The organism is Bacteriovorax sp. As-1, from assembly GCF_058446905.1.
On record NZ_CP184341.1, the window covers coordinates 1,277,715 to 1,295,784 of the forward strand.

14 protein-coding genes, 1 tRNA gene and 1 pseudogene are annotated in these 18,070 nt (G+C 41.2%); 5 read left to right on the top strand and 11 right to left on the bottom strand.

Annotated elements, in window-relative coordinates; genetic code table 11:
* Positions 1 to 4: 4 nt before the first annotated feature.
* Complete coding sequence (gene rimO, locus ACN20O_RS06510) at positions 5 to 1,387, bottom strand: 30S ribosomal protein S12 methylthiotransferase RimO (protein ID WP_491638346.1); 1,383 nt, start codon at positions 1,385 to 1,387, stop codon at positions 5 to 7.
* Positions 1,388 to 1,470: 83 nt separating this feature from the next.
* On the opposite strand from rimO, the gene ACN20O_RS06515 reads away from it, so the two are divergent.
* Entirely contained in the window at positions 1,471 to 3,567 is a 2,097-nt protein-coding gene (locus ACN20O_RS06515; RefSeq protein ID WP_491638348.1) for a lytic transglycosylase domain-containing protein, read from the top strand.
* Here the strand turns inward: ACN20O_RS06515 and ACN20O_RS06520 are convergent.
* Positions 3,560 to 4,171, bottom strand: coding sequence for a LolA family protein (locus ACN20O_RS06520; RefSeq protein ID WP_491638350.1), 612 nt, complete (start codon positions 4,169 to 4,171; stop codon positions 3,560 to 3,562). The two genes, ACN20O_RS06515 and ACN20O_RS06520, sit on opposite strands and share 8 nt — an antisense overlap.
* Before the next feature lie 204 nt (positions 4,172 to 4,375).
* On the opposite strand from ACN20O_RS06520, the gene ACN20O_RS06525 reads away from it, so the two are divergent.
* From ACN20O_RS06525 to ACN20O_RS06540, 4 genes are all read left to right on the top strand, one after another.
* Complete coding sequence (locus ACN20O_RS06525) at positions 4,376 to 5,332, top strand: hypothetical protein (RefSeq protein ID WP_491638352.1); 957 nt, start codon at positions 4,376 to 4,378, stop codon at positions 5,330 to 5,332.
* A 96-nt stretch (positions 5,333 to 5,428) separates the two neighbouring features.
* Positions 5,429 to 6,337, top strand: coding sequence for a glucosamine kinase nucleotide-binding domain-containing protein (locus ACN20O_RS06530; protein ID WP_491638354.1), 909 nt, complete (start codon positions 5,429 to 5,431; stop codon positions 6,335 to 6,337).
* Complete coding sequence (gene nagA, locus ACN20O_RS06535) at positions 6,337 to 7,431, top strand: N-acetylglucosamine-6-phosphate deacetylase (RefSeq protein ID WP_491638356.1); 1,095 nt, start codon at positions 6,337 to 6,339, stop codon at positions 7,429 to 7,431. The genes ACN20O_RS06530 and nagA overlap by 1 nt, the downstream gene beginning before the upstream one ends.
* The gene (locus ACN20O_RS06540) at positions 7,415 to 8,443 is read left to right on the top strand and encodes an SIS domain-containing protein (RefSeq protein WP_491639267.1); all 1,029 of its coding nucleotides are present in this window, start codon (positions 7,415 to 7,417) and stop codon (positions 8,441 to 8,443) included. The genes nagA and ACN20O_RS06540 overlap by 17 nt, the downstream gene beginning before the upstream one ends.
* On the opposite strand, the gene ACN20O_RS06545 is transcribed toward ACN20O_RS06540, so the two are convergent.
* The 9 genes and pseudogenes from ACN20O_RS06545 to ACN20O_RS06585 form a co-directional block, all read right to left on the bottom strand.
* Positions 8,440 to 9,867: a C1 family peptidase gene (locus tag ACN20O_RS06545; RefSeq protein WP_491638358.1), complete on the bottom strand. Its 1,428-nt coding sequence runs from the start codon at positions 9,865 to 9,867 to the stop codon at positions 8,440 to 8,442. The genes ACN20O_RS06540 and ACN20O_RS06545 overlap by 4 nt on opposite strands.
* 126 nt (positions 9,868 to 9,993) lie before the next feature.
* Entirely contained in the window at positions 9,994 to 10,677 is a 684-nt protein-coding gene (locus tag ACN20O_RS06550; protein WP_102245124.1) for a VOC family protein, read from the bottom strand.
* A 5-nt stretch (positions 10,678 to 10,682) separates the two neighbouring features.
* A complete protein-coding gene (locus ACN20O_RS06555) occupies positions 10,683 to 11,147 on the bottom strand; it encodes a hypothetical protein (protein ID WP_491638360.1) in 465 nt (154 codons plus the stop codon).
* Positions 11,144 to 11,656: pseudogene (locus ACN20O_RS06560) on the bottom strand (cupin domain-containing protein). The gene ACN20O_RS06555 and the pseudogene ACN20O_RS06560 overlap by 4 nt, the downstream one beginning before the upstream one ends.
* A 63-nt stretch (positions 11,657 to 11,719) precedes the next feature.
* Positions 11,720 to 15,394, bottom strand: coding sequence for a chromosome segregation protein SMC (gene smc, locus ACN20O_RS06565; RefSeq protein ID WP_491638362.1), 3,675 nt, complete (start codon positions 15,392 to 15,394; stop codon positions 11,720 to 11,722).
* Between the two features lie 167 nt (positions 15,395 to 15,561).
* Positions 15,562 to 16,224, bottom strand: coding sequence for a fumarylacetoacetate hydrolase family protein (locus ACN20O_RS06570; protein WP_491638364.1), 663 nt, complete (start codon positions 16,222 to 16,224; stop codon positions 15,562 to 15,564).
* A 17-nt stretch (positions 16,225 to 16,241) separates the two neighbouring features.
* Positions 16,242 to 16,682: a thioredoxin TrxC gene (gene trxC, locus ACN20O_RS06575; RefSeq protein ID WP_491638366.1), complete on the bottom strand. Its 441-nt coding sequence runs from the start codon at positions 16,680 to 16,682 to the stop codon at positions 16,242 to 16,244.
* A gap of 38 nt (positions 16,683 to 16,720) precedes the next feature.
* Positions 16,721 to 17,911: a sugar transporter gene (locus ACN20O_RS06580; RefSeq protein ID WP_491638368.1), complete on the bottom strand. Its 1,191-nt coding sequence runs from the start codon at positions 17,909 to 17,911 to the stop codon at positions 16,721 to 16,723.
* A 23-nt stretch (positions 17,912 to 17,934) separates the two neighbouring features.
* A tRNA-Pro gene (locus ACN20O_RS06585) sits at positions 17,935 to 18,011 on the bottom strand.
* Positions 18,012 to 18,070: the final 59 nt, after the last annotated feature.

Consider the following 18,070-nt stretch of genomic DNA (forward strand, 5'->3'; position numbering starts at 1 on the left):
TTTTTTAGCTTAAAGACGTCACTCGACCAACTAAATCGTAATCCAACACTTCGGTGATCTCGACATGAACGAGATCACCGATTTCTACCTTACGGCCTGATAAATCGTTAATGATCACTTTCCCATCGATATCTGGAGCTTGTCCAAAGTGGCGACCTTCGATTAGAAGTTCTGTTTCCTCATGCTCCCCTTCGATTAGAACAGGGATAACTTTACCAAGGAACTCTCCGTTAAGCTCTCTTACGATCTCTCTTTGAGCTTCGTAAAGCCTGTCAAAGCGCTCATCAATAACGTCTTGAGGAACTTTTGGTTGAAGTTTGAAAGCCGGCGTTCCTTCTTCATCTGAGTATCTGAAGATCCCCAAATGGTTAAATCGGGCCTTTTTGATTCCCTCTAGAAGTAATTCGAAATCCTCTTCAGTTTCCCCAGGGAAACCAACGATGATTGATGTTCTAAGTACAATTCCTGGGATGCGGCTTCTTAGTCTTTCAATTCTCTCGTGGATTTTTTCACCTGTGATTTTTCTATTCATGCGCTTAAGCACGTTTGAAGAAAAATGCTGAACTGGCATATCGAGATATTTACAAATTTTTTCTGATGTCGCCATCTTCTCGATAACTTCATCAGTAAGTTCGTCCGGGTAGAAGTAAAATAATCTTACCCAGTCGATTCCTTCAACTTGCTCAAGCCCAGTTAAAAGATGTGAAAGTTTATTGTTTTCATCTAAGTCTACACCGTAGTCAGAAAGGTCCTGAGAGATAAGGTTGAGCTCTCGTACCCCTGTAGAAGCCAAATTCTTAGCTTCATTTACAAGTGACTCAACCGATCTCGATCTCAGTTTTCCTCTAAGCTTTGGAATAATACAGAAAGTACAATTCCTGTTGCAGCCTTCAGAAATTTTTAACCACGCCGTATAAAAGGGCGAAGTGTTTAAGCGCGGGTCATATTCTGTGTGGATGAATTTTGGGATTTCCACGAATGATTTTTTTTCAAGCTTCCCTTCTTCCATAGCGCGAAGAAGAAGTGTGATTTTGTTATACTCACCTGTACCAATAATTAAATCAGCTTCAGGAATTTCTGCTTCTAGTTGCTGAGCGTATCTTTGTGCCATACATCCAGAAATAACCAGCGCCTTGCAACGCCCATTTTCTGGATCTTTAAAATCGGCCATATCTAGGATGGTATCAACTGATTCTTTTTTTGATGCTTCAATGAATGAACAAGTGTTAACGATGATAACTTCAGCGGCTTCTGGTGCGTCGGCAATTGAATAGCCATCTAGCCCCATGTATCCTAACATGACCTGTGAGTCGACGAGGTTTTTTGAACAACCAAGCGAAGTAAAGAAAACCGTCTTATCATTGAAAAGTTTTGTTGATAATTCCACTGTGTACCTAACGTGTTTTTTAATTTAAAAAGCTAGGACTAAATAGTACAAATTAGTTAAATAATCAAAGCTTAAAGGGCCCTATGAAAAAAATACTGCTTATCACTCTTCTCTTAACTGGCTGTTCTTCAAAGCCAATTAACCCTATTCCAGCACCGGGATATGCCCGCATGAGTGCCCTAAAAAGCGCCCTAACTGAGGGAAATAAGTCATTTGAGACCCAAAACGATGCTGAGGAACTGGCCCAGGAGTACTTGAAAGCGATGAAGGCAGAGTCGACAGGAGACACAAAGAGTGCCTGCAAACTTTTTAAGAACCTAGCGGAAAATGAGTCTTTCCCGCTCAATCAAACAGCTTTAGTGCACACTCTTAGCAACTGCTCATACTCGGCTTCTGAGCTAAGAAGCATCTGGGCCCAAACGGTGATTGCCAGCTATTTAAAAGAAGCTTACCTGGATTCATCACTAAAACTTGCTGAAAAATACCAAATCGATGAGGAGGCAGCGAATTTCTCATACGACCTGGTGGCCTTCAAACAAGTTCAATCTGAAAAAGTAAAACTACTTCAAAATGCCATTAAACTGGCACAAAAAATCAACCGCCCAGAGCTTGAAGAGAAATTTTTTGCAAAACTCACAGAAGTCTCTCCGCTTTTTTCAAAGGACATCAACAGAGACAACATTTACTCCGTCGCCAAAGATTTCGAATCAAGCCGCGAGTTTGAAAAAGCGCGCGACCTTTACCTGGAGATCATCATCGGAGAAGAATACACTTTTGAAGAAAAAGTAAAGGCCTATAACTCTTACCGCACATCTTTTAAAGTCGCTCGCGACCTCAAGATGTTTATGGAAAAAACCGGAGAGATGGAGCTTTACTTAAGACAGCTACTCGATAACGATCCAGCGGATACAAAACTCCAGGAAGCCTGGGTGGATGCTAAAATCAATTACGCTCGCGCTGTCTGGACAGAGCACATGAACGCTGAAGCCAGAATCATTCTGGACGATGTGATTGAAAGAAAAATTGGGAACGCCAATCAAATGGCGACACTTTACTGGGTTTATGGCTCTCTTCATGTTGAAAGCAAAGAGTTCTCTGAAGCCCTTGCAAAATATGAAAAAGCTTCAACCTACAAAGTAACAACTCAAGACCTGCAAGAAAATGTTCAGTGGGCGCTGGTGTGGAATAAGTATTTAACAAAAAGATACGAAGACATGATGAACGATGTTGAGCGCTTCGTAAAAAAATCATCTAACCCGAACTTTATCCACAAGCTAAACTTCTGGAAGGCCCGTGCTCTATATAAATTAGGCCGTGAAGATGAAGGAAAGACGCTGTTTCAAACGACGGCCGCTAACGATGCTTTTGGTTACTACGGCCTGATCTCTTCAATGCAGACTCAAGAGCCACTAGCACCACTAGCTCCGACAGAAATCATTAAAGACCCGTTTGGGCACTTGATCCTCGATTGGTTAATAGCTGTCGATGAGAAGGCCTTTTCAACTAAGGTTTTAAAAGAAATCAACTCGCAATTTAAAACTATCACTGAAAGAGAAAGAGCGATGTCACTCTACGCTCTGACTGGATGGTACCAAGGGGGAATGGTTCAAATTTATAATTTCCCTATGAAAATGAGAGATGAGCTGACAAAAAAATACGTTTCTGTCGTCTTCCCCACTCCGTATGAAAATATTTTTGCCCGTTATTCACAAAAATACAAAGTGCCTGAAGCCCTGCCCTTTGCTATTACCAGACAAGAGTCTGCTTTTAACCCAAATGTACGCTCATGGGCCGATGCCTTTGGATTAATGCAAATGATTCCAGAAAAAGCGGTGGAGCTTTCAAAAAAATATCACATTCCTTATAAAAACTTTAATGACCTTTATAAACCTGAGCCAAACGTAGAGATGGGAACAGCTCTTCTGTCTGAACTAAACGCTCTATTCAAGGGCAAATTCGCTCAAAACGTGGCCGCCTACAACGCCAGCACTGAAGTTATCGCCGTGTGGGAAAGAGAGAGATTTAACGGGGATTATTTAGAGTTTATCGAAATGATTCCTTATGAAGAAACCAGAAATTATATCAAGCTTGTTTTCAGAAACTATATAACTTACAAGCGCGTTCTAAAGAACGAAGAAGTCCTGATACCTGAGGACTTCTTCGCTAAAGCTTTTAATTAACTTTTTTAGTATTGGCCGGCGGAGTAAAATTAAACCTGTCGGCCCCAGGTCCTTGATTTACTTTTAAATCCACAAATTTGAGTTTTGATCTCTTCCCATCTGGAAAAACCAACTCAATTGTATCGACATCTTCAAACTTCTGGCTTCCCTTTGTTTTGAAGTAAATCACCGATTCTTTAATTCCCAATTCTTTACTAGTCTTCGCTTTAAAAACGATCGTTACCGGCTCGCCCTTTTTTACGTCATAAAGATCGTTGCTTACTAAACCACTCTTTAGAGAATCAAAGAATCTGATATAGATATTTGACCCTTCTTTAGAGGTGGATTCAGTCACTTCACCTTGCTCACCCTCAATAAAAGGAGCGCGGTAGTACCATGACTTCGATCCGTTACTTACAAAGATCACAGTGCTTGGCGTATTGGTTTCAAAACGAATTTGCCCTGGATACTTATACTCGATAGTCCCTTGTCCTCTTTTTGTTTTACCTTTAAGAGTACTGGTATATTCCTGCTCAAATTTTGAGGTAAATGACTGTGGTAAAAAATCAGCAAAACTCGCAGAACTAAAAAGCGCAAGACCTGCTAACAATCCGATATTTTTCATAACGTAATCTCCAAATTAATCTCTTTCCCTTTAATCATGCCGTAAAAGAAATCAAAGCTCAATTCCTGCCGCGGTCAAAATGACACTGATTTGGCAAAACAATATGTAAGGTCGTGTAAAAATCTCACAGTCATGGCCTTATTGTTGACTTGAATCCTGCTTCTTTCTATATAGATGAGGGATTTATCACCAAGAGGAGATTTTATGAAACAACTTATGATGGCCCTAGGACTTCTAAGTGCCTTTAATGCTTTTGCTTCAACTGTTGATGGATACTCACTTCCAATCACTGGGATTCAAACTGAAGAAAACTTCACTCTAAACGCTGTTCAAACAAGAACTGAGTACAGAAATGAAACTGTTGCGAGGACTTGTTTTAGAACTGTATTCGACGGATACCAGACGATCTGTCGTCAAGAGCCAGAAACATACTGTTACGAAGACCGCATGTCTCGTAGAATTTGTAGCACAAGATATGTGAACCGTTGTTCGACTGAAGCACGTTACAGACAAGAAGCTTACACTTGTTACCAGACAATCTCTGTTCCATACGAAGTTCCTAGTAACAATGTTAAAGCTAACGTAAAAGTTAAAGTAACAAACACTCCAGGTGTTCTTGCTCCTCACAATACATGTAACCTGAACTCAACTCTTGAAGGTTCTTCTTTCAGAGTAAACGCTAGCTGTTCTGAGTTCATCGTTCTTGCAAAACAATCAGCTGACGAATCACGTGTTGGTGACACTGTTATCCAAAACCGCGTTCTTGACCTAACTCTTGTTGACGCTAAGAAATTAACGGCACCAGTAAAAGGTGGAATCGGGGAAATGAGACTAGAAGGACAAACTCTTGTTCTAAGAACTGGCGACCTTACAAAAAATTCTAATTTTTCTCTAAAACTTTTCGTAGAAAGAAGAAAACTACTTGGAAGCGATGACACACTTATCAACCGTAACCTGGCACCAAGCGAATACTCTTTCGAAAAAACAGGTGAGGATTTCGGTTTAGTTAAGATCAATCTTTCTAACCTTCTTGGTGGAATCAACACAAAGAAGAAACACGTTATCAGAGTTAACTTGAATGTAGCTGCTGATTTAACAGGTGCTCTTAACACATCTCTTCCTTCGCTTTCAGCTGAAGAATCAATTACTGTAAACGACTAAGACCTTACAACAGTCAGGAGATCGCATCTCCTGACTGCCTTTATCAACTACTTTTATCTCTTTGACTCAAATCCCTCCTGCCCATAAAATTGAGGCATGAACAAAAGCGCAATTGTAAACCCAAAGATCGTGGAAGATTACACTATTAAATACCTCGTTGGTGTTGATGGTGGCGGAAGCGGAACAAGAATTATCGTCACTGATAAAAAACTCAAAATTTTGGCCAGTGCTCAAGGCGATCCTTCGGCCCTAGGTCAAGGAATTGAAAAGGCATGGAGAGCAATCGTCGATACACTGGCGCGTGCTTTTCACTATGGAAGCATTCCGGTTCCTATGCTTTCGGAGTGTGCGATTGGACTTGGACTTTCAGGTGCTAACAATGTCATCTGGAAAAATGAATTCTATATGCGCAACCCTGGATTTAAAAATATCATCGTCGACACTGATGGCTTCACCACCCTTCTAGGAGCGCACAGTGGAAAACCAGGCTCTATTGTCGCTGTCGGCACTGGAAGTGTTGGCATGGTGATGAATGATAAAAACGAACGCAAAGATGTTTCAGGCTGGGGATTTCCTTCTGGTGATGAGGCCAGCGGCGCCTGGCTTGGTCTGCGCGCTTGTGCTCTTACCCAAAAAACAATTGATGGCAGAAGACCAGCTTCGGCCCTAAGTGACGCCGTTTTAAAATACTGTGGAAGAGAGCCTTCTCAGTTTTTAAACTGGCTTGGAAATGCTGGTCAAAATAGTTTTGCCCAGCTCGCGCCTCTCGTTTTTCAAGCAGCTCCCAATGATCAGGACGCCAGAGAGCTTTTAATTGCCGCTGGAAAAGAAATCGAGCAAATGGCAAAAACTCTCGATCCAAAAAATGAGCTTCCACTTTCAATCTGTGGAAGGTTAGGTGAAGCCCTCATTCCTTATTTGCCGGAAGCAACGAGAAAACGCAATCAACCAGCTGTGGGCGATTCAACGATTGGTGCTCTTCTTTTAATTGCTGAGGAAAGATAATGAAAATCATCAAGGCCAATATTATTACTGAGAATGGTCTGACAGAGGCACATATTTCTTACTCTGATAAAATTGAAAAAATTGAACTTAAATCTTCACCTAATCCTGCTCTTCCTAAACTGGTTTCAGGTTTTATTGACCTGCATGTTCACGGTGGAGGCGGAGCTGATATCATGGAAGCTGGTTCTTCGGCCGAAACGATTTCTCAAACTCATGCGCGTTTTGGAACAACTAGTTTTCTAGTGACGACGATGACAGCTCCTTTTAGCGACTTGGAAAAATCTTTTCTCGCTTTAAAAGAATGCTTTCAAAATAAAAAGAAAAACTATGCACGTATTCTCGGTGTGCACTTAGAAGGACCTTTTATCAGCTCTGATAAACTTGGTGCTCAACCCAATTTCACTCGCGAAGCTACCCTAAAAGAAATCAATCATCTCAATAGTATTGTTCCTATTAAAGTTATCACTCTTGCACCGGAAGTTTTTAATCACCTGGATTTAATCCCTGAATTAAAAAAGATGGGAATTACGGTTCAGATCGGACATACCAATGGAACATATGAACAAGGCGTAACGGCACTCAACCAAGGTGCAAAAAGCTTCACTCACCTCTTTAATGCCATGTCGAGTTTTCATCACAGGGCCCCTGGAATGGCAGGGGCTGCACTTGCTCATGCTGAGTATGCTGAACTTATCCCGGATTTAGAACACGTTCATCCTGGAGCTATTAAGGTTGCTCTAAAGGCCATTCCTAACCTTTATTTCGTTACTGATTCAACAGCAGCGACAGGAATGCCAGACGGTGATTATAAACTAGGAAGCCATACTGTTCATAAATGTTTGGGAGGAGTGAGACTTGCCGACGGCACACTTGCCGGAAGTGCTCTCACTATGGACCAAGCTTACAGAAATCTCTTAACACTTGGTTTAACTGAAGCTCAAATCACTAAAAAGCTTTCTGCTATTCCGGCAGAGGTCATCAACATCAATAACCGCGGACAAATTAAGGTCGGTCACTTTTCTGACTTTGTTTTACTAGATAAAGAAAACCGCATCAGTGCTGTCATCATCGAAGGAGATGAATGTGATTTCTAAAATGCGCACAGAGGCCCTTGAAGCCGCTACTGTTGTCGAGAGACAATATAACGAAAATACCGGACTTTTAAATCACATCACTGAAGAGCTAAGACGGCTTGATCCTTACTCTATCGTGAGCATCGCACGCGGAAGCTCGGACCACGCTGCTCAATACTTAAACTACCTGGCCATGGCCAAGCTTGGGAAACTTCCGACATCACTTTCAATGTCAATTCTAACACTTTATCAAACTCAACTTGATGTTAGTAAGTCTGTGGGAATCGCCATCTCGCAATCAGGGCAAAGTCCGGACGTTGTAAACCCCCTTAAGTATTTTTCAGAAAATGCCCTAGCAAGTATTGCGCTGGTAAATGATATTACCTCTCCCCTGGCAAGCTCTGCCAAGTGGACGGTACCCCTGCATGCAGGTGCTGAAAAATCAGTTGCCGCTACAAAAAGCTTTATCGCCTCTCTGTCTGCTTCAGCTCACTTAATTGCCAGCTGGAAAAAAGACCAGGATCTTCTGGATGGACTCAAAGCTCTTCCTGAAGACCTAAAAGCAGCACAGGCCTGCGATTGGACATCAGCGATTCCAGTTCTAAAAGATGCCAAGAGAATCATGGTTGTCGGAAGAGGTTTTGGCCTTTCTCTGGCGCTGGAAGCTTCATTGAAATTTAAAGAGACTTGTTCCATTCAAGCGGAAGCTTTTAGTGCCGCTGAAATCAAACACGGACCTCAGGCCTTAATTGAGAATGGTTATCCGCTGATCGTTTTTGCCAACAGAGGCCCCGCTCTTCACAGCATGCTTGACCTGGCAGCAGATATGAAGGCCAGAGGTGCCAATGTCATTCTGGCAGCGCCTTCATTTGTTAAAGAAAAGAGTTTAACGATTCATTCAGCGAAATCAGAGGATCTGGATATTCTGAGTGCCGCGCAGTCATTTTATTTGATGATTGAAGAACTTTCGAGAAGCATTGGACTCAATCCGGATGAACCAAGACACCTCTCGAAAGTCACTAAGACAAATTAATTTTTGATTTCAATTGTTTTCATGTCGGTAGAAGTGTAATCGCTTTTGCCGGCAGAAACTCTTTCAGCAGCAAAATAAATCTGATACTTCCCGTTCTTAACGTTGCCAGTCCTAAAACCTTGGCGCATTTTCTCGTTCCAATTCTGAGTGTTGCTTCTATAAACCACTTCACCATTTAAGTTGCTGACCACAAAATTGATATTCTTTGGAGGTATCCCAGTTGAACCAGTATTAATAGTTAATGAAAGCTCAATTCTTCCTTGAAGAGGTTTTGATAAATCAATCAAGTCATCTCCCCAGGCAATCGTTACTTCAGAAGGTTTGTTGGCCACATAGACAGAAATAGGAATACTCCTTTGTCCTTCTGAAAGAAGAGTTAGTTCATATTCTCCATCTTGAAGCCCTTTTGTATCAAGTGAGCACACAGAGTTTTCCAAGCTGCAGTTTTCAACCATGATATTTTGATGAGCTGATTTTAATTCAATTTGTGCTAGTGTTTCATTTGCATTGGTATAAGCAAATGAAGTTTTCCCATGGATAAAATCCCCTGTCTTTAAATCATTGAAAGCAAGCTTCCTCGATGTCTCACCAACTTCATACTTCCACGTCAGGTTGGCAATCCCCGATGGGTCACTATAAGCAATCCAGGCATACCCACTTTCTCCCCAATCCTCACCCCAAGAGTTTTTAATCAACCATGCTTTCTTTTCATCATCAAATCCAATCAGGGCAACAGCGTGACCTCCGGCCTTTTTTGAAGTAGTCGCTTTATAAATTCCGCCTTTGTAGTACAGGAAATCCTCACGAGCATTCATCGTTGTCAGAAGTGGACCTCTTTTTAAGGCCTCTTTAACTTTTTTATCACTTCCACCAAAGCGCGTGCTTGGAGTTGAGCTCGATGTGATTTTAATCACACGCTCACTTTGATTTTCGCAGTAGTTTTCCAGACACTGCTCGTTTTTCCCAATAGCACCTAACCTATAAGGAGCACAGGCCAAATCAACAGTCCCAACAGTTTTAAGTTGGTATGTTGCCCATTCCGGCAGCCATCCAATTGAACAACTTCCCTGGCCGCAGTCAAAAAGCATCTGTTGAGAGAACTGTGGCTTTAACCACGAAAGTTTATTGTCGATATTGTACTGACCTTCTAAAACGGCAACAGAAGCAAAAGCAACACATGATCCGCAATTACCTTGATTGCTTACAGGTGAAAGCCAGTTTTGTCCGTCGACACTTCTCCAGTCCCATTTTTCTTTTACTACATTTTCAGTGTAAGTCAGAGTTCCTTCAGGTGTGATTAGTTTATTTCCAAAAAGTTTGCTTCTTCCTTGCGCATCTAATTTTGAGACCCAGGTTTCACCTCTCGTCCAGGCAAAGCTCGAAGTGCTTGCGACCAGAAGAGATAGAAGTAAAATTGATTTCATAAATACCTGACCATTTTATTAAGTTTTAAATTCATTCTTAACTAAATGATCGCATAAATATTTTTAAAAATTTTAGACAAATTATTACATTGAAACAAAAAAGGCTCCCGAAGGAGCCTTTTTAAATTAAGCGTATGGATCAAAGTTGTTTTCAAGATTATTGAGACTGAATTCTTTATCAACGTAAAAAGGTGAATACACCACTTCCAAAATCAATTTATCCGGGCCCGAGAAAAGAACGGAGTAATAATGGTTATCACCTGATGGACCTGAGCTTTTTACAGTTTCCATATTATTCTTCTGGATAATTTCACGATAAAAATCATCTACGATTTCTTTTGTTTCAGCATAAAATGCCAGCTGTTTTGGAGAAGCAGGTTTTGACTCCATCGCCACCGGATAAAGGATAATTTTCATAGTCCCATCAGTATAAGTCGTGTGGTCAATGCGGCTGACGATTTTTTCCCAGCCCAGGCTCAAAAGAACAGAGTCGTAAAAACGCACGCTCTCTTTGTAATTTGAAACGGCCAGGTCCAAGTGGGCCATCTTTACTCTCTTTACTCCCCACTGCCATTTTGGCTTCTCTCCATAGCGGAAACAAATCATTGTCAGGCCCATTAAAAGAATAGGTACTGATGCCCAGGCATAAAAATACTGAGTGCTTCTTTCCACTTCCAGTGCTTTTAAAGTCAGACGGATTGCAATCGGAATGACAACCACTAGAAGAGTGACAAACCATCCTTCCCAAGTGATTGGAGTCCACCCCCATCCGTAAGTTTTTCTTCTAAACCAAAGTTTATTTTTTCTCATTGCTCTTATCTCTTAATCAGGCTGTCATGAATTCCAAAATAGAATTCGCGTTTAGTGTTGTATGAATTTAGATAAACTCTTCCGCCTTGTATAGAGACGTAAGCACTATCATTGAAATAACGATTTAAACGAGCTGCTGCACTTCCTTTAAGTTTGAAGACTTGAACTTCACCTACTTTCTGGAAAGAGTTCATTGGGATATTGAAAGTACACGATCCATAGATTTCGTTAGCGTGATTTCTTAAAGCATCGCACTCCATATTGAAACCTTCCTGATCGATATATTTTCTTTGCTCAGTCCCCTTCATTGAAGCCCAAAGCTCTCCAGCCTCAAAAGGAGTGATCAGACCATCGTCGGCCACACTAATGGAAAGGACATTTAAATCTTTAATTAAAACAGCAGAAAAATCAGTCTGGGCATATAAACCAGAAGAAAAAACAACTGCTGCTACGATGATCAACTTTTTCATTCCACAACCTTGGTATTTTTGCGGGCCTTGCCATCATGGGGCCCTAATGTTTGTTTCGGACAATCATCCCAGAAATCGCCACGAGCTTTTCTTTTTTCGTTGGCATCGGGGTTAATGGGGTAAATGATCTTGTTTTCTTTTTTCGGTCTTTCACCACCAACTAATAATAATACATTTTTGTCTGTGTTATTCAAAAAAGTGTGAGCAATTCCAGTACCCGCGGGAAACGCTACAAAATCTCCAGGGGCCAATGGATGTAAGACTCCGTTGATCCAGACGTCAGGATGCCCCTCAAGCACGAAGGCAAACTCCTCTTCTGCATTTTTTGCATGAAGCCATGACGTCCTTCATCCCGGATGGATTAGTTCAATATGAATACCAATTTTCTGCAGGCCCAATAATTTTCCCACCGGGGCTCCAATGCTCATCAACTCGGAATCTCCTTCATAATGAGAATCGTCAGCGTCAAAAAGATCTTTGTAGTTTCCGATGAAGGATGGATGTTCCATAACTCTCCACTATTCCTAAAAAAAAAGGGCCTCCGAAGAGGCCCTTTAAGGTTTGTACTTTCTTTAGTGTAATTGAACCGAAACGGCCTTTGAAACCCCTGGCTCTTGCATTGTAACACCGTAAAGAGTGTCGTTAAGCTCCATAGTCTTCTTATTGTGAGTAATAAGAATAAACTGAGAGTCACTGCTCATTTCTCTTAGAAGCTCGTTGAAACGTCCAACGTTAGCGTCATCAAGAGGAGCATCAACCTCATCCAGAAGACAGAATGGAGATGGTTTAACAAGGAAGATAGAGAATACTAAACTTACCGCTGTCATTGCCTTCTCACCACCTGACATCAGGTTGATGTTTTGCATTTTTTTACCAGGTGGTTGCGCTACGATCTCAATTCCACATTCCGGATCATCAATGTTTCCAACGATACGTAGATCTGCTGATCCACCACCGAAGATAATCGGAAATACTTTTTGGAAGCGCGATTGAACTTCTTCAAAAGCAGTATTGAAACGTGCTTTCGATTTTTCATCAATGTGAGCAATCGCTTTTTGAAGGTCATCAAGTGATGACTTAAGTTCAGTTTCCTGAATCTTTAAGAAATCAGCACGAAGTTTCTGACGATCGTAATCTTCAATGGCCTGCCAGTTTATATCACCGAGGCGACCAAACTCCTGTCTGTAGTTTTTAAGTTTCTCAGAACACTCTTTAAGATCTTGTCCGTAACGGCGTACGAATTCAAAATCTTTTCTTTCGATTTCTTTAAGACCTTCTTCTGTTTCCATCCAGAACATAGAGTTAACATCTTTAAGATCTGTGTAGTCGCTTTCTTCATATGAAAGGAATTTACCAAGAACATCGCGAAGATCGATCTGGTATTTCTCGAAAATGTTTCTTGTGTTTTGCTCTTCCTCAATAATGTATTGAGAAAGCTTAACTTCAAACTCAGTGATCTCTCTTTGGTTCTTGTTGATCTTTGAAGAGATTTCCTTAACTTCATCTTCTCTGTCTTTCATTGAAAGAAGAAGTTGTCCAAGGCTGTCTTTTAGAAGATTCAAGACGTCTTCTTTGTCGCTTAGAACTGTTGATGTTTCTTTGTTAGAAGCTTCAAGGTTTTCAAGCTCAAGAATGATCTGGTCAATTTCTGTATTGTAAGTTTCAACTAAAGTCTTGTTGGACTCCAGACGTTGAGTTAAACGCTCGATCTGACCATTTAAATCTTCAATCTGAGAGTTTAAGCTCTTAAGAGTTGATTCAAAAGATTTTGCTTCAACTTGCTTTTGAAGAAGAGTTGATCTCTCCTCTTCGTAAGAAGATCTTTGGATTTCAACTTCTTCTTGCAGCTCTTCAAAACGAGCTGTTTTTTCTTCCAGAACTGAATGGAATTCTTCTTTTTTACGAGAAAGTTTTTCTTCAGATTCGATCATATCCAGACGAGATTTTGAAATCTCATTCTTTCTGTTTTTTAGAATTTCAAGACGAGTGAAACCTGATTCAAAGCTTGCTAGCTTAGCGTCCAGTGCAGACTTCTTAGCTGCGTGCTGAGCACGTGCTTCTGCCGCCTGATCACGAAGAGAATCGAAGTCTCCCTTGGCGATTTCTAGCGCTTCTCTCTCTGTGTTTGCAAGAACTTCAAGTTCAGCGACTTCTTTTTGAAGATCGGCCACCACAACCTTAAGCTCGGCGATTGTATTGTTTCTTGCAACGAAACCTTGAGCTTCATCTGTACCAGTCTGGATAGAAACTAGTTTTGCCCCTTGAAGGTTCGCAAGTTTTCTTTCTCCACTCAGGTCTGTGATCGCTTTAAAGCGGATCTCAGTCGAAAGTGAGTTCATCACGTCAGTTGGAAGAGTTGCCGCAATAAAGTATCCATCAAGGAAAAATGACATTTTGTTTTTTAGAGCTGCATCCATTTCCAGGATATCAGTTAAAGCTACCAGGTCATCTCCTAGAGAAAGTTTTAGACGAGACACAGTTTCAGCTGAAAGCTTATCTGCGTTTGTCATTTTTAAGTAATCAAGATTTTTTGAGTTCGCTTCAATCCATGTAAACAGGTCGCTGTCAGCGTCAGCTGTTGCTACCAGAGTTTCCATGAATTCAGCTAGAAGCGTTTGAGTCGCTTTTGTGTATTTCTCATCACACTTAATCAGTGTTCCAAGAAGTGAGAAGCCTTCAGCATGGTCCTTTAGGAATGCTGAAATACCATCTTTTTTCCCTTCGAGAGAACGATTGATTTCAATTAAAGACTGAAGCTTAGAATCAGTCTGGATAAGTGTTTTTGATTTTGCCGTGAAGTTCTGCTCCAGCTCTCTCACTTGAGCACTATTAGCGTCAATTGTCGAACGTAGAGTCGTTTCTTTTTCTTTTAGCTCTGTTGCTGTTTTTTCAGCAGTTGCTACCGCTTCTCTTTCAGCTACGATCTGAGTGTTAACTCCAGAATATTGAGCTTCAAGAGCTTCAATTTCTTTTGTTAAGTCTTGAAGTTGATTTGAGTACTCTTCTAGGCGAGATGTATTTCTGAAAAGTTCCTGGTCAATTTTATTGAATGAATCTTTTTCAGCTTCGATTTCATCACGAAGATCATTGAAGCTCTGAGTTTTGAATTCAAGCTCTTCTTTTAGGTGCTCTACTCTTTCTTCAAGAAGAGCAAAGTCGTTGTCTTCTTCACCTTTTTTCTCCCAAGCTTCAAGTTCAGCTTGAAGTTGAGATAATTTTTCAAGACGACCAGCTAATTCATGATTAACTGATTCAATTTCTTTTTCGCGAGTTTCAATCAGCTTTTCTTTTTCTGATTGAGTTTTGCATAGGTAAACTAAGCGCTCTTCAGCTGCTGCAAGCTCTTTTGAAATAACGTTGTATTCTTTTTGCAGTTCTTCGATTTTTTCTGTTTCTTCGTCTTTTCTAAAACGCTCTTCTTCAAGACCGATTTCCAGAACTGATTTTCTCGCAGAAAGGTTTTCAATTTCTTCAGCACGTGCATCAACGATCGTCTTTCCTTCTTTGTAGTTTTTAAGAAGGTCGAACTCTTTATGAGAATGAACAATTAAATCGTAACGTTGAACTTTTTCTTTAAGATCGCGAGCACGCTCAGCTTTTTCAGCCTGCTTCTCAAGCGCTTTAAGGTTCTTTTCAATTTCTTGTTGCAGATCGTTTAGACGAGCAAGGTTTTGCTCTGTCGCTTCGATTTTCTTAAGGGACTCTTTCTTTCTCACTTTGAATTTCGTGATCCCTGCAACCTCTTCGATCATTACACGACGCTCTTCTGGTTTTTGGTTTACCAGTCGGTGGATTTCTCCTTGAGCGATAATCGAGTATGACTTTGCCCCAGCTCCTGTATCCATGAAAACTTCCTGGATATCGCGAAGACGACAAGGCATATCGTTGATACGGTATTCTGTTTCACCGTTTCTATAAAGTTTTCTTGTTAACTGAATTTCAGTTGGCGAAGAAACCTGGTTACCAATGTGAATGTGTTTTCCATCATCATTTTCAAGAACAAGAGAAACTTCGGCAAATGATGCTGGAGTGTATTTTGATGACCCGGCAAAGATAACGTCTTTCATTGTCGAACCACGTAAGTGCTTTGCAGACTGCTCACCCATTACCCAGAAAAGGGCGTCAACGACGTTTGACTTACCGCAGCCGTTTGGCCCAACGATACCAGTAATTCCTTCGTCGAAATGAATGACCTGACGGTCTTTAAATGATTTAAAACCTTGGAGAATAAGTCTCTTTAACTTCACAGGCGTAATCCTTTGCTGTGTGTTGTTATGTGTGTAGCGATTAATGTGTCATAAAACACTTGTTTAGTACACGACAAAAACGGTGAATTAAGACAATGTAAGATGTCCATTTTCAGAGGGAAAATGATGAATTTTTGAGCAGAAGACGTGCTGCAACTTCTAGGCTTTTATTGGGCCTTTTGGACACCTAGCAATAGAGGCTTTCCATTTCCTAGTTTCGCTGAGATTTTATCCCCTTCCTTTAGGACCCCAACCCCTTCTGGCGTCCCAGTGAAAATCAGGTCTCCTTCCGAGAGTGTAAACACGGAAGATAAGTAACTTACAAGCGTTGGTATAGAGAAAATCATGTTTTCTGAGGTTCCTCTTTGGCGGATTTCTCCGTTTACTTCCAATGAAAAAGTGAGGTTTTTGAGCTCTGACTCATGGCCGGAAAAAACGCTAAATTCCCCAATGGCCGCAAAAGTGTCGAAGCCTTTAGCGATACTCCATGGAAGAGATTTTTCCTTCGCTTTATCCTGCAGGTCGCGTGCGGTGAAATCAAGACCTATTCCCAGGTGAGAAATATGTTTAGATGCTTCGGAGACCGGGATATCTTTCCCTCCCTTCCCAATGACCAGGACGATTTCCACCTCGTGGTCAACGCGGTTTGAAGTCTTTGGCAGAATCAGGTTTTCCCCACCGTAGCAGATAGACGATGTAGGTTTAATAAACACAACCGGTGAAGCTGGCACTGGGTTATTTAATTCTTTGGCGTGTTCGGCATAGTTTCTGCCAATGCAAAAAATGTTGTTAACTTCGAAGCTCGTTCCGGGGATTTTTTTACGTGACATAAGTAACCTTGGTTAATTTAAATATAAGCAGAAAGCCATCTTGAAAACTGATCAGGTGGAAGTGCTCCTGAAATTCTTTGGACCTCTATTCCATTCTTAAAAACAATCAATGTGGGGATTCCACGGATGTTCAATTTAGATGAAACCTCAGGGAAGTTTTCGGTATTCACTTTGGTAAAAACCACTCTTCCTGCGAATTCTTCTGATGCTTTTTCATAGGTAGGAGCAAAGGCGCGACAAGGTCCACACCATGGGGCCCAGTAATCGACAACGACAGGTAATGTTGATTGAGAAATCAATTTTCCCATGCCAATACTATCGACTTCAGAAACATGATGATGAAATAAAAGAGGGTTTCCACATTTGCCACAAACTGCTTTCGCCGTTTTAATTTTTTCACTGCTGACCTTGTTGGTCGCATGGCATTTTTGACAATTAGTATAGGTAAAAGCTGACATAAAACATCTCACTGATAAGAAGTTTGCTTTCAGCTATTTTAATGAAAAGAAACGTCCCCGCCAAATGTCTTTTTGACTTGATGAAAAGGAATCGCCAGGCTGATTAAGAGCGACAATAAAAGAAATCCCGCACCTAAATACCCGACACCTCCCAGGTAATTAACGGATGCCAAGCTGCCTATCAAAGCACCTGACCCAATCCCAATGTTGAAAATTCCCGAATAAAGTGAGACTGCGACATCCTGGGCGTCCGGAGCTGAAGAAACAATCGCCGTTTGAAAAACAAGCCCCATAACTGACATTGAAGCTCCCCAAAAAAGAGCGAGTGCAGCCAGAGCGACAATCGAAAATGTGAGAAGATTCCAAAGAAGTAAGCTCACTCCCATGATGGCCAGTGAGATTAAAAGTGGCTTCCTTAAAGAAGAAGCAAGTGCTCTTCCTCCAATGAGGCTTCCAATAATTCCAGAGCAACCAAACACAAAAAGAATAAAGACAATGTTGTTTGGAGTGTAATGCCCGATGGTTCTTAAATACGGTTTGATATAAGTAAAGGCCGTAAAATGCCCAGTGATAGAGATGGCCGTCACTAAGTAAATCAGGACAATCACTTTGTTTTTGAAAAGACCGGGCACACTTTTAAAGTTCCCGGAGTTTTGGCTTTTTAGGTTGGGAAATGTCTTATAGAGACTACATAAAACAACTAAGGCACCAATGCCAATTGAACCAAAGGCCCAGCGCCAACCAAAGATTTGCCCAATGGAAGTTCCCAGTGGAATTCCCAAAATACTTCCCAATGTTGTCGTCGTTGAAACAAGGGCAAGCGACTGCGTCTCTTTTCCAGAAGGAGCCACTCGCACAGCAAGTGGAATGGTAATCGACCAGAAAATAGAATGCAGTAAAGCGATCACAACTCGCGAAAGCATGAGTACTGGAAAATTAGTTGCCGTCATCGCGATGGCATGAGCAAAGATAAATAAAACAAGAAGAGTTAAAAGAAGTTTTCTGCGGTTAAAACGAGCACTCCACACTGTCATCGGAAGCGACATCGTCGCTACGATCCAGGCATAGATAGTCATCATCAGTCCAATGAAAGCTTCACTTTTTTGGATTCCTTCCGCGATCTCAGGAAGGAGACCAACGGGAATAAATTCCGTCGTAACGAAAATAAATCCAGCAAAACCCAAACCTAGTGAGGGCAGCCATTGTTTTAAAGATTGTAGATTATTCATAAAGGAAAAAAGAGATTTCTAAATGGTCGGAGCGAGAGGATTCGAACCTCCGACCCTCTGCTCCCAAAGCAGATGCGCTACCAAACTGCGCTACGCTCCGACGATTAGAAAATCAAAAAAGATAGGCTCCATATATATGGCATGAAACATTAATTGGCA